Source organism: Patescibacteria group bacterium (assembly GCA_028711655.1).
GTDB lineage: Bacteria > Patescibacteriota > Patescibacteriia > Patescibacteriales > JAQTRU01 > JAQTRU01.
Window position 1 is genome coordinate 1 of record JAQTRU010000032.1, and the last position, 12,499, is coordinate 12,499.

Genomic DNA, 12,499 nt, shown 5'->3' on the forward strand with positions numbered 1-12,499 from the left:
CCCCAGAATATCTGCCAGAATACGTGGCTGAATTTTCAGTAAGATTTAGCCACCCGGAAATCTTTGATTCTCCGCTAACCTATCTGCAAAAATCAATTAGCTCTGTTCCACTTGACTAGGTATACCCCATCATGCCCCCTTGACCTTATTTTGATATTATGTTAATTTTATAATGCTCTTATTAATTACTAACCTTTTCTTGGATATGGGGACGAAGTTGAAAGTTATAAGGTTCATAAAGTTATAAAGTAAGAGGTGTAATGGCCGAAAAGAAAAAAACTTTATAAACTTTATAACTTTACAAACTTTTAACTGGCCCTGTCTCGGATAAGGCAAAAACTATGCTTACCAGAAAAGACAAGCAAAAAATCATCGCTAAATTTAGAACCCATGATAATGATACGGGTTCGCCCCAGGTTCAGATTGCGATTTTAACCGAAGAAATCAAGCAACTGACCGAACACTTAAAAAAACACAAACATGACCATTCTTCCCGGCGGGGTCTTTTAAAAAAAGTCGGGGAAAGGCGCAGATTATTAAAATACCTCCAAAAAGAGGATGAAAAATCTTTCAAAGATCTGACTTCCCGGCTCAAATTAAAAATCGCCAAAAGGATGCAGGAAGAGGAAGATGAGAGAATAAGAATAGAAGAAGAATTAAATAAAAAAGATGAGATAAAGGCGGAGGAAGAAGAAGAGACGCAAGAAACAGCCAAGGAAGAGGAATAATATAATTACAAATTCATAAATAATTTAAAAAATAAGTTCCAATTTGTGTTATTCGTGATTGATTTGTGAATTTGTAATAACTTTTTATGATAAAGCATGAAGAACAACGGGTGGGTGTTTTTGTTGATGTATCCAATATGTATCACTCCGCCAAAAATTTATACGGCAAAAAGGTTAACTTTAAAGAAATTTTAAAGGAAGCCGTGGCTGGACGAAAATTAATCCGGGCCACGACCTATGTAATAAAAACCGAAAGCGAGGAAGAAATCCATTTTTTTGAAGCCTTGAGCCAGCAGGGATTTGAAGTAAGAATGAAAGATCTGCAAATTTTCGCCGGTGGCATGAAGAAAGCGGACTGGGACGTGGGCATAGCGGTTGACGCCATAAAGCTGGCTAACAAGCTTGATGTTATTATTTTAGTCACCGGCGATGGCGACTATCTGCCCTTGGTGAGTTATCTGCAAAATACCAAGGGTTGCCTGGTGGAAGTAATGGCTTTTCGGCAAACCGCCTCTTCAAAACTAATAGAAGAGGCTGATGACTTTACTAATTTAAGCGATAACAAGAAATATTTAAGATAACCTTTACAAATTACAAATCTCATACAAATATACAAATAATTAGCAAAACATCTTTTTAGTATTTGTAAAATTTGTAATAAATTTGTAATTTGTAACTAATTAACACGCTTGGCCGTTAGATAGATAGCGCTGTGAGCAACCCTCATAGTTCTGTAATCTAGCGGTCAGGACCAAAAAAAATGAAACAAGAAGAACAAGTTTTTGAAACCAAGTGGCTTGACCGCCCACTCACTATTAAAACAGGCAAATTGGCTAAACAGGCCGACGCTGCCGTTACCGTCCAGTACGGGGAAACGGTCGTTATGGCGACGGTCGTAGAAGCCAAGGGCGAAAGAGAGGGGATTGATTATTTTCCCCTCTTGGTTGATTTTGAAGAGCGGCTTTACGCCGCCGGCATTATTAAGGGTTCGCGCTGGATAAAAAGAGAGGGCCGGCCTTCGGATGAGGCGGTTTTAACCGGCCGGATGATAGACCGGGCAATCCGACCTCTTTTTAATGACGAATCAAGAAAAGATGTCCAGGTTATTATTACCGTTCTGTCCGTTGACCAAGAAAATGATTACGATATCGTTTCTTTAATCGCCGCTTCCGCGGCTTTATCTGTCGCCGGCATAGCCTGGAAAGGGCCGATTGCCGGTATTAGAGTTAGCCGAGTGGAGAATAAATTTATCTTTAACCCGACTTATGAAGAAAGAGCAAAGGGCGATTTTGATTTAATCGTCGCCGGCACGGAGAAAAAAGTAATAATGCTAGAAGCCGGAGCGAGCGAAGTGAAAGAGGAGGAGATAGAAAAAGCCATTACGGCCGGGCAAAAAAATCTTCAGGAAGCGATAAAGTTAATCAAAAAAATGGTTAGCGCGGTTAAACCGGGAGAAAAACTGGCTAAAAATAAATTAAAAAGCCAGGAAGAAATTGAAGCTGAAAAAGAAAAAGAAAAAATATTTGCCGAGGCCAAGGATTGGCTTAAAGAAAATATAAATCCGATTCTTTTTGATAAAACTTACTACACCAAGGGCGAAAGGAAAGCGGCTGTAAAAGTTATTGAAGAAAAACTGGACGAGCATCTTTTTTCCTCCGGCGTCGGCCGCGATCGTAGGCAGGAAATAATTAAAAAATTGGTTTCCCCGGCCGTGGAAGCTAAAGTAACCGAAGCCATCTTAGCTGAAAAAAGAAGGGTGGACGGCCGCAAACTTGATGAAATCAGGCCTTTAATCGCCGAAGCCGGAATCCTGCCGCGCAATCACGGCTCCGGCCTCTTTTCCCGAGGAGAAACCCAAATTATGTCCATTGTCACTTTGGGCGCGCCCGGACTGGAGCAGTCTTTGGAGGGCCTTGAAGGCAACAGCAAAAAAAGATTTATGCATCATTATAATTTTCCTCCCTATAGCGTAGGCGAGGTAAGTCCTTTAAGAGGCACGGGAAGAAGAGAAATCGGGCATGGCGCTTTGGCGGAAAAAGCGTTAATGTCTCTTATCCCCGGCAAAGAAGATTTTCCTTATACAATCAGAGTTGTAAGCGAAACTCTGGGTTCTAATGGCTCCTCTTCCATGGGTTCAACTTGCGCGTCTTCCCTGGCTTTGATGGATGCCGGCGTTCCCATAAAGAAAGCTGTTGGCGGAATCGCCATGGGACTGGCCTCCAATTCCGATATGAGCAAATGGGAAATATTGACTGACATCCAGGACTTGGAAGACGGCAAAGGCGGCATGGACTTTAAAATGGCGGGCACAACCGACGGCTTGACCGCTATTCAGATGGACACAAAAACCGACGGCCTGTCTGAAGAAATAATTAAAAAAACTTTAAAGCAAGGTCGAGCCGCTTTGGATAAAGGTTTGGGAGTCATGGAAAAAGAAATTAAGGAGCCCCGGCCGGAATTGTCTAAATACGCTCCCCGCATTATTTCTTTCCGCATTGACCCGGAAAAAATCGGTTCGGTTATCGGTCCGGGCGGAAAAATCATTAACAAGATAATCGCGGAAACGGAAGTAACGATTGATATTGAAGACGACGGTCTGGTCATGATCTGCGGCACTAATCCGGAAAAATGCCAGGAAGCGGCCAAGCAGGTAAAAGACATCGTCCGGGAATTTGAGGCCGGAGAAATCTTTACCGGCAAAGTTGTCCGGATGCTTGATTTCGGCGCCTTTATTGAATTAGTCCCGGGCCATGACGGTATGGCGCATGTGAGCGAACTGGCGCCTTACCGAATCGGCAAACCAAGCGACTTTTTGAAGGTCGGGGACACGGTTACAGTTAAGATTAAAGAAATAGACGACCAAGGCCGAGTTAACTTAACTTTGAAAGGCTTGCCGGAAAACGAGCATCTCTGGAAAGACAGCAAAGGCAAATCAGAAAACGGCGGATTTGGCGGCGGCGACGGACGGCCAAGGTTTGGAGGCGGCGGCGACGGACGGGACAGATTTTCCGGACGCGGAGGCGGCGGCAGACGAAGGTTTTAATCTTAAAAATAAAATAAAAAAATAATATAAAAATATAAAACCGCCAACGAATGAAGGCGAGATTCGCTAATCTCGCCTTCATTTTTATTTTATTATTTTGTTTTTATATTATTTTATTATTTTACAACGTCGTAATCGGCCTTGACTGGGTAATATAGAATTTCCCTTTTTCCAAGGCCCACTCTATGTCCTGCGGCTTTTTGTAATGCTTTTCAATCTTCGCGCAAAGCTTGGCCAAATCAACTATTTCCTTGCCGGTTAAAGTCTGCTTTTCTCTATCAGCTTTAGGCACGTTTTTCCAATCATTTCCTTTTTTCGCATCGCGAACTAATTTTCTCTCTTGTTCGGCTACGTTAATATCAGACAAACTAAAATCCCGCTTATCAATTACGTAAGTATCCGGGGTAATCTGGCCGGAAACAATCGCTTCGCCCAGACCATATCCGGCTTCAATCACCATCTGGTTCCTGTCTTTCGTAATCGGATGGACTGTAAAGCAAATTCCGGAAATTTCTGACTGCACCATCTCCTGCACAACTACGGCTACGGAGACTTGCTGGTCAACTAAATTTTTTTCATAGCGGTAAAAAATCGCCCGCGGGGTAAATAACGACGACCAACAACGCTTTACATTATCTAATAAATTAATATTAGTAGTATTAAGATAAGTTTCTAATTCTCCGGCCCAGGAAGCGATTGATGAATCCTCGGCCGTAGCCGAAGAACGCACCGCCACATATTTAGCTTTTAGTTTTTTAAACTCAGCTTCAATATTTTTAGCCAACTCAGGCGGAATCTGAGTATCATGCATAATATCCCGAATAACGTTTGAGGCCTGGTCAATAGAATTAGTATCATCATAGTTAACTTTAACCAACTGAGCCTCAACATCTGACTCAGTATTAGCAACCGGGGATTTGGGCATATTATCCAAAAAATAATCAAACGCTGGAGCCAGTATTACAAACCCCGGCGGTACGGGGTTAGATTTGGCCTGCCCGCCGAAGAGGCGGGTCATTTCCCCTAAAGAAGCGCCTTTCCCACCGGCAATTCCCACATCTTTTTTGCTAATTTTAGAGAAATTTTTAATAAATCCCTGTTTTTTACTTGACATAATTTTAAAAATATGATATGATTATGTATTAATGCACATTAAAATTTGACCTTTTATTTGCATAGTAGCAATATTTCCCGTTACTTCACATCCACTATTTTTCCGAAAGGAGTAACACATGTTGGAATTTCGCAAATTGGCAGAGAACGAAACCAGAATCGTCGTCGTCCGCCACGGTGCCCACGTAAACAACGTGCTGACCCCCGAAGCGGTCGACCTCTGTCAGAAGACCGGCGCCGCGCTAGAGGGACCCGTGGTCTTCTTCGACTCCGTATTTTCCTCGCCGTCGCCGAGAGCAAAAGCGACCGCCGCCGCCATTCTCGAAGGCATGAAGGACGAAAATCCCCCCGAAATCTCGGAAGTGCCCGAGCTCGGGGATCTCTCCTCCACTGACCCGGAGCTCATGGCTCGGGTCAAAGCCGTCTGCACCGAACTCGGCTTGTCCGGCGATGCGGGATTCGCCCAGGTGATGTATGACCCGAAGAATACGGATTTCTACCGGGCGATCGAATCGCGCGGGACGGAAACCGCAGACTGGCTGCGCGCCACGGCGAAAGTCCACATCGGTGAAATAGATCTGGTCTCGACCCACGGTGTGGCCAGGATCGAAAACGCTCTGCAGGTTCTGCGGGGCGAACCGATCCACGTGCCGGAGCGTCTGGCGGCAAACTGCCAGATGATCGAACTGATCATCGACGCCGAAACCGGCGAACTCGTCGAAGAAAACTGGCTCGACATCGCCGTCTGATCATTCTCAACCCATCACGAGGGACCGATCTTCTAAGCAAGAAATTTTGCTTTAGAACTTCGGTCCTTTTTTTATTACTGTTATTGCGAGCAATCCCACCGAGGTGGGAGCGTCGCAATGATAAAAGCAGGTTATTATTTTAAAATTTTTACAATCCCCTTATCCGCATCAACTTCCACTCTGCCTCCGTCTTTTAAAATTTTAGTCGCATCTTTAACCTTCACTAAACAAGGTTTTTTTGATTCTCGGGCCAAGGTCGCTACGTGGCAGGTCAAATTCCCTTTTTCAATAATAAAACCCAAAATTTTATTACGCGCAGTCGGTAATAATTTCATATCAGAATCAAGCAAAACCACAATCTCATTTTTTAAAACTTTATTTCTGTCTTTTATGTTTTTTATAATTCTTGCTTTACCCTTGGCTTTACCGGGCGAAGCTAAAACGCCTGATAATTTTTTATTGGAGTCAATTTTTAATTCTTTTTCCAATTCTTTTTTCATATTTTTAAAATTTTTTATTAAAATGGTTTTTATGCCCATTTTTCTGGCATCAGCCAAATTATTTTCTTGGTCGTCTATATAAACTACCTCTTCTGGCTTTACCTTAAATCTCCTTAAAACCAAACTCAAAGTCTCTTCACTCGCTTTGGGCAAATTAAGCTCCCAGGTATTTATAATATTTTTAAATACTTTTTTTAAACCGAATTTTTTGGAAACATCAGCCATCTGGCTGCGGGTATTTTTTGAAAGAAGCAAGGTCGTATAGCCCTTTTTATTAAGTTCTTGATTCAATTTAACTGCTCTCTTATCCAATTTCATTAAATTATAATGCAGGTCTCTTGCCTTTTGCCAAGAAATCGGTAAATTAAAATGCTTAATCGCTTTTTGCCAAGCTTCCTTTTGCGTAATTTTCCTGGTGGCGGCTAAATTAAAATATTTATAATAAAAAATTTTGTGGTAATCCTGCCAGCGGCCGCCGTATTTTTTAGCTAAGACTTTGGCCGTATTAGGATAGCCCTCGTTTAAAACTAAGCCGTAGCAATCAAAAATAATAAGTTTAATCATCTTGTATTTACTTAATAATTTTCACGATCCCCTTATCCGCATCAACTTCAACTCTATCCCCATCCTTCAAGGCGCGGGTGGCGATCTTTGTTCCGACCACGCAAGGAGTTTTTAATTCCCGAGCCACGATGGCGGCGTGGCAGGTTACTCCGCCGTCATCGGTAATTATACCGTTGGCTTTCCTCATGGCCGGCACTAAGGCCGGATAGGTGGTGTGGGCCACCATTATATCTCCCTTCTCCATTTTGCCCATCTCTTCGGGGGTGTTTATTATTTTTACTCTGCCACTGGTCTTGCCGGGCGAAGCGACTGTGCCGGAAATTTCCTTTATTTTTTTTATGGCTTCTTTTTCCAGATTTAAACCAGCCAGAAACTTTTTGGCTTGGTTGGTGTGATAAATTTTTCTGACTTTATTTTTTTGATGAAAAACACAAAACTTAATGCGCTTATTTGAAATATCAACCGGGAAAGACCTCCTCCTTAAAGCCGGGCCGATTTCTTTCCAATCCATAAATCTAACCTGTTTCAAAGTTAGATGAAGCCTTTTGGCGATTTCCTTTAAAATCGGCTCCAAAACATAAAAACCAAAATACCAACAATCTTTACGGAAAGATTTTATATAAATAATTTCCGCAGCTATATCAAATAAAATCTTATCATCTTTATTTATCCGCAATTTCTTAATTATTTCTTTCTTTCTCTTTTTAGTTTCTTTAACCTGATTAGCGGTTTCCTTTATCTGCTTATTGATATTGATTTTTTCCTTTAAAAGGCCGGACCAAACTTCCAAATAATAATCCAAATCATAGGCCGGACCGATATAAGTATAGGGCAGCCAGCGCCATTTTTTATAATGACTTATTATTTTTCTCCTTATTTCAGAATTAATAGTTTTTAAGCCGGATTCAATCTTCTCTGCGCTTGAATTTAAAAATAATTTTTTAGCTTTAACATCGCTGTTAATTAAACGCAGCACCTTCAAAGATTCAATCTCCTCCCGGGCGCCGAAACTCAACTTTTCCGGAGTAGTTAAAACGCTAAAAACCTCCGGCATACTGATATTGATTTTTTCGGCTTTGATTATATCTTCAACTTTTTTTATTAGAATTTTAGAAAAGTCTTCTCCGTCAGAATCAATGAACCAGGTCGTGGGCAGGGCATAACCATGGCCGATCATAAATAATTCTATCGATTTGTCAAAACTTTTAATAATTCGGCTGTCAGCGGCTTTGGCCCAATTTTTTTTCAATAAAGATTTAGAGTGGTTTAAATACCGAAAATTATGCTTTAAAGCCTCTTGATGAATTTTTTTTATTTTTTCCGGTTTATCCAAAACCAATTTTAAGCTCTTCTCAATCAACTCGCGCAACTCCTGGCGAAGCATATAGGTGGCCGGGTTATTATAATCTTCTTGAACCCAAACTATTTCTTTTATAATTGTCCGGCCAAAAGTTATATGCTGGTAATTAACCATATCATCAATGGCCGGAATGCCCATCAAAAGATGAGTATTGCTTATTTCAAAATTTTTCCTCCAAATTTTTGCCTTTTTCATATATTTTTTATTTTTTCGGGCTATCCTGTTTGAATTAAGACTAACTCTTTTTTAATATTTTTACAACTCCTTTATCCGCGTCTATTTCTACCTCATCCCCGTCTTTCAAAACTTTCGTGGCGATTTTCGTCCCGATAACGCAGGGGGTATTTATTTCCCTGGCCACAATCGCGGCGTGCGAAGTCACTCCGCCCTGATCCGTAATAAAAGCTGCCGCTTTTTTCATGGCCGGGAGTAAATCCGGCTGAGTAGAAATGGAAACCAGGATATCGCCTTTTCCCATCTTTTCCATATCCCGGGCTACATTAACGATCTTAACAACGCCCTTAGCATAGCCCCTGGCCCCGCATTGGCCCTTTATTTCCTTTACTTCTCTTACTTCATCCTTCTCTATGTATTTTACTATCTTTTTAGCCTCCTCGCCGCTATAAAAAAGGCGCTCGTTTTTATCCGCATAAAAAACGGAAAAATAGACTCTTTTTTTTATTTCTTCCGCGTTAATCTTATTATTGAATAAACTGTCATAAATTTCCTCGCTGGTCATAAATTTAAGCTGTTTCAGGCTCAAACCTAAACGCCTCCCGATTTCTGTCAAAATCGGCACCATCCGATAAAGGGCAAAAAGCTGGGCATAGCGCCGATAAATTTTTGTCACCATGAAATTTCCCCATTCATCAAAAAATTTTATCAATTTCTTGTTTAGCTTCATTTCTTTAATTAATTTTTTCCGCTCAGATATTTTTTCTGAAAATCTCTTTCTTTCTTCTTTCAAAGTTCCGGCGACATTAGGGTCGTTGCTCACCAGCCGCACCAATGACTTAAGAAAATGTTCAAAGCTGTAGACGCCCTGCTCTTCCGTATAAATAAATTTGGTATAAAAATATTTAGAGTAATGGCTTTCAATTTTGCCAAGAATCTCCGGATTTATTTGATTATATATCAACCTTACGGCCCTCTCAAATTGCCTCTCGTATTCCGGGCTGTGGGTATAAAGGCCGAATTCCTTGACATCTTCTTCTTTAAATTTCCTGAACAGCTCTTTGAAAAGGGCGAATTGTTTTTTATCCGCTTGCACTTCCGCCCCGATTTCCATCAACTCCTCCTGCTCTTTCCGGATTAAAGAAACCCCCACCGGCTGGGTAAGCAATGCCAAAATTTCTTCAATTTTCCCTGCCGGCGCCTTTAATTCTTTCAAAATTTTTTTGCCCCGGTCGGTTAAATTATTATGGAACATGTCGGCTGCGACCGGAATCCAGCCCCATTGGTAATACTCCCGGTGAAGGTCTTCATGGTTTTTATAATACTCCCAAAGTTTTTTAGCGGTTATTTTTTTTAAATCCGTTTCCGGCAATTTTTCCGCGTATTGGCGCAGTTTGTCGGATAAGCCGATGATATTCCCGTTAACCTCGGCCATGTAGTCCGGCTCGGACAAGAACCTGTTTACCAAGTGCTCGCCGACTTCTCGGGAATCTTTTTTTCCATAATAAAACCAAAGGTGGTAGCCTCGGAAAATAGCGGCAATCTTTTTGTAATTGCGCCCCGTAGCCCTATAAAAATTTTCCACAAAGCACCGAAGCCAAATTTGGGAAAAAAACGGATCAACGTTCATTATTTCTTCGCCCAAAAACCAATCTTGGCTGAATTTTTTGCTGAAATCAGACTCATCCAATTTTTTAAATAAAGCGACAAGCTCTAAAAAAAAGGGGCACCTCTTATTAAATTCGTAATATTTTTTCCTTTCTCCGCTTACCGCCATAATCCCCTCGTCTATCATTTTTTTCAATTCCCTTGAAATGTTGGCCGGATCTTTGCCCAATTCATTGGCGATTTCTGACAAATAAAACCTTTTACCTTGATTTTTAACAAATAAACCAAGAATTTCATAGGAGGTTTTTGAATTAAACAGGCTTTTCATGCTATTTTGTTTAATAGTCAATTATTTTTGTCTATAAAACATATTAACCCTTCTCTAATAAAAAGTCAAGGGGCCGCGCGGAAACTTGACTTTTCCCAATTATTAAGTTAATATCAAACTATTAAATCATTAAGGGCAGTTTATGTTTTTCAGCTCTCCATGAAACTGCCAGATAATTATGCTAACAATAAGATTATCAAGAATCGGCAAAAAGAATAAGCCAATGTATCGCTTAATAATTTCGGAAAAAAGCCGCGATTTATACGGCCAATCTTTGGAAATTCTGGGTTCATACAATCCCGGCAACAAGGAGCTTCAGGCCAAAGCTGAAAGAATAAAATATTGGCTGGAAAAAGGAGCGGGCATGTCTCCGACTGTCAATAATCTTCTGATTGAAAAGGGGCTGATCAAGGGTGAAAAAATTAAAGCCTCTAAGGCCAGGAATAAGAAAAAAGAAGGAGAAAAACAAGCGGGAAACGCGCCGAGCGCGCCGGAAGCAAAAACAGAAGAGATTGGAGCGAAGAAAGAAGAAACTCCGGAAAAAATTGAGGATAAAAGCGAAAAAATAGAAGAAAAACAACCAGAAAACGAAGCAAAGGCAGAAGGGGAGGCAAAAATAGAAGAAAAACCAGTTGAGCAAGAGAAAGCCGCATCGTAAATTTTGTCCCGCCTCTCGCGAGAGAAGGGATTGACTCCGCACCACAAAAAGGGTGCGGGGCGAGACGAAACGACGCGGAATCTAAAGTTTTAAAACAAATTCTTGCGCTTAACTCATGGGTATACCTAATCCTTGACAAATATTTATAATATGTTATAATAACGTTATCTTAAAATCCCGCGCCTTTTGCCCCGGACAAAAGAATACTAAAGTGCGGAGCAAAAAACGCGGGATAAACTTGCTGAATTAACATAAGCTCCACGCCCTAAAAATGGCGCGGGGGAAAGCAAGAAGTAATAATTAACAGTGAGCTCTTTCAAATCTGACCGATGGAAAATAAATATCAGTCAATTTGGAAGAAAAAGACAAAAACTATGGCAAAAGTTGAACAAGACAAGGAGTTCTTGGAAATGATCGTAAAAACCATTGTCTCCAAACCCGAAAAAGTGGAGGTGGAAAGGACAGTGGACGAAATGGGCGTTCTTTTGACCTTAAAAATCGACCCGTCCGACATGGGCTATGTAATCGGTCGAAAAGGGCAAACCGCTCAAGCAATGAGAACTCTGTTAAAGATTGTCGGAGCCAAAAACAACGCCAGGGTCAATTTAAAAATTCATGACCCGGAAGGAGCTCAAAGATCAGCGGGCAGAAGAGATGTCAGAAGCGCTGACGTTGACACTTCATCTGTTGATGATTTAAAAATCTAAAACAAAACTTAGATAAAAAACAAAAAGCCACAACAAATTGTTCGTGGCTTTTTGTTATAATATGATATAATCTATATATAAATAACCAATAATCAAATTCCCTGCCTGCGCCGAGGCTTCGGCAGGCAGGGAACAACCAAACAATAATTAATAACTAATAAATAATTGAATATTACTTATTTAATATTATTTGGAATTTGATTATTGATTATTAAAATTTATGCAATTCAATATTATCACCATCTTCCCGGAGATATTTGATTCATACTTTAATGAGTCAATTTTGAAGCGGGCGCAAAAAAACAGGATTGTTAATATTAAAATCCATGACTTGCGGCAATGGACAATGGATAAGCATAGAACCGTGGACGACGCCCCTTATGGCGGCGGAGCCGGCATGGTGATGAAAGTAGAACCGATCTACCAAGCCCTACAGACCTTAAAACTAAAAACCAAAAACCAAAAACCAAAAATTATTTTATTATCAGCTAAAGGAAAGCGGTGGAACCAGCAGCTGGCGAAAAAATATTCCAAGCTTAATGAGATAATTCTTGTTTGCGGGCGCTACGAGGGAGTGGATGAAAGGATAAAAAAATTTGTTGACGAAGAGATTTCTGTCGGCGACTATGTCTTAACCGGCGGAGAAATTCCGGCCATGGCGATTATTGATTCTATTACCCGCCTGCTTCCCGGCGCCTTAGGCAACGCAACTAGCGCTAAAGATGAATCCCATTCTGCGCCGGGTATTCTGGAATACCCGCAATATACCCGGCCGGAAATTTTTACTGTCCGCGGCAAAAAATACCGGGTGCCGATAATTTTACTTTCCGGGGACCATAATAAAATAGGGGAGTGGCGGGAAAAAAAAAGAAAATAATATCACCGCCGAGGCCACCGCGGCTACGGGGCAAGCGGGACAGGTAAAAATAAATAAAAAAGGCGCGTTCAGATTCACGCGCCTTTTAGA

Annotated in this window: 9 protein-coding genes and 2 pseudogenes; 7 read left to right on the forward strand and 4 right to left on the reverse strand. The window is 41.1% G+C overall.

Annotated features, from left to right (window positions below):
* Nucleotides 1-341: 341 nt before the first annotated feature.
* From rpsO to PHQ42_04085, 3 genes and pseudogenes are all read left to right on the forward strand, one after another.
* A pseudogene (gene rpsO / locus PHQ42_04075) lies at nt 342-602 on the forward strand (30S ribosomal protein S15).
* Between the two features lie 212 nt (nt 603-814).
* The gene (locus tag PHQ42_04080; GenBank protein ID MDD5071884.1) at nt 815-1,309 is read left to right on the forward strand and encodes an NYN domain-containing protein; all 495 of its coding nucleotides are present in this window, start codon (nt 815-817) and stop codon (nt 1,307-1,309) included.
* Nucleotides 1,310-1,488: 179 nt separating this feature from the next.
* Nucleotides 1,489-3,771: a polyribonucleotide nucleotidyltransferase gene (locus PHQ42_04085; GenBank protein ID MDD5071885.1), complete on the forward strand. Its 2,283-nt coding sequence runs from the start codon at nt 1,489-1,491 to the stop codon at nt 3,769-3,771.
* 121 nt (nt 3,772-3,892) lie between these two features.
* On the opposite strand, the gene PHQ42_04090 is transcribed toward PHQ42_04085, so the two are convergent.
* Entirely contained in the window at nt 3,893-4,885 is a 993-nt protein-coding gene (locus PHQ42_04090; protein ID MDD5071886.1) for a PEP/pyruvate-binding domain-containing protein, read from the reverse strand.
* 118 nt (nt 4,886-5,003) lie between these two features.
* Here PHQ42_04090 and PHQ42_04095 point away from each other — a divergent pair, with 118 nt between their 5' ends.
* Nucleotides 5,004-5,633, forward strand: a complete 630-nt coding sequence (locus PHQ42_04095) for a histidine phosphatase family protein (protein ID MDD5071887.1) — start codon at nt 5,004-5,006, stop codon at nt 5,631-5,633.
* Nucleotides 5,634-5,767: 134 nt separating this feature from the next.
* Here the strand turns inward: PHQ42_04095 and PHQ42_04100 are convergent, their stop codons facing one another.
* The 3 genes and pseudogenes from PHQ42_04100 to PHQ42_04110 form a co-directional block, all read right to left on the reverse strand.
* On the reverse strand, nt 5,768-6,697 hold the full coding sequence (locus PHQ42_04100; GenBank protein MDD5071888.1) for an HAD-IA family hydrolase: 930 nt from the start codon (nt 6,695-6,697) through the stop codon (nt 5,768-5,770).
* Between the two features lie 22 nt (nt 6,698-6,719).
* A pseudogene (locus PHQ42_04105) lies at nt 6,720-7,004 on the reverse strand (PEP-utilizing enzyme).
* A 1,288-nt stretch (nt 7,005-8,292) separates the two neighbouring features.
* Nucleotides 8,293-10,167: a PEP-utilizing enzyme gene (locus PHQ42_04110; GenBank protein MDD5071889.1), complete on the reverse strand. Its 1,875-nt coding sequence runs from the start codon at nt 10,165-10,167 to the stop codon at nt 8,293-8,295.
* Between the two features lie 178 nt (nt 10,168-10,345).
* On the opposite strand from PHQ42_04110, the gene rpsP reads away from it, so the two are divergent.
* The 3 genes from rpsP to trmD all read left to right on the forward strand — a co-directional run bounded on the left by rpsP (nt 10,346) and on the right by trmD (nt 12,409).
* Entirely contained in the window at nt 10,346-10,825 is a 480-nt protein-coding gene (rpsP, locus tag PHQ42_04115; GenBank protein MDD5071890.1) for a 30S ribosomal protein S16, read from the forward strand.
* 374 nt (nt 10,826-11,199) lie between these two features.
* Nucleotides 11,200-11,532: a KH domain-containing protein gene (locus tag PHQ42_04120; GenBank protein ID MDD5071891.1), complete on the forward strand. Its 333-nt coding sequence runs from the start codon at nt 11,200-11,202 to the stop codon at nt 11,530-11,532.
* A 220-nt stretch (nt 11,533-11,752) separates the two neighbouring features.
* Nucleotides 11,753-12,409 carry a tRNA (guanosine(37)-N1)-methyltransferase TrmD gene (gene trmD / locus PHQ42_04125; GenBank protein ID MDD5071892.1) on the forward strand — a complete coding sequence of 219 codons (657 nt, stop codon included), beginning with the start codon at nt 11,753-11,755 and terminating at the stop codon, nt 12,407-12,409.
* Nucleotides 12,410-12,499: the final 90 nt, after the last annotated feature.

Excerpts from the sequence above, each read along its gene's own strand:
- PHQ42_04110 (MDD5071889.1), bottom strand. The coding sequence starts at position 10,167 with ATGAAAAGCCTGTTTAATTCAAAAACCTCCTATGAAATTCTTGGTTTA.
- PHQ42_04085 (MDD5071885.1), top strand. The coding sequence starts at position 1,489 with ATGAAACAAGAAGAACAAGTTTTTGAAACCAAGTGGCTTGACCGCCCA.
- PHQ42_04090 (MDD5071886.1), bottom strand. The coding sequence starts at position 4,885 with ATGTCAAGTAAAAAACAGGGATTTATTAAAAATTTCTCTAAAATTAGC.
- trmD (MDD5071892.1), top strand. The coding sequence starts at position 11,753 with ATGCAATTCAATATTATCACCATCTTCCCGGAGATATTTGATTCATAC.
- PHQ42_04095 (MDD5071887.1), top strand. The coding sequence starts at position 5,004 with ATGTTGGAATTTCGCAAATTGGCAGAGAACGAAACCAGAATCGTCGTC.
- rpsP (MDD5071890.1), top strand. The coding sequence starts at position 10,346 with ATGCTAACAATAAGATTATCAAGAATCGGCAAAAAGAATAAGCCAATG.
- PHQ42_04100 (MDD5071888.1), bottom strand. The coding sequence starts at position 6,697 with ATGATTAAACTTATTATTTTTGATTGCTACGGCTTAGTTTTAAACGAG.
- PHQ42_04120 (MDD5071891.1), top strand. The coding sequence starts at position 11,200 with ATGGCAAAAGTTGAACAAGACAAGGAGTTCTTGGAAATGATCGTAAAA.
- PHQ42_04080 (MDD5071884.1), top strand. The coding sequence starts at position 815 with ATGATAAAGCATGAAGAACAACGGGTGGGTGTTTTTGTTGATGTATCC.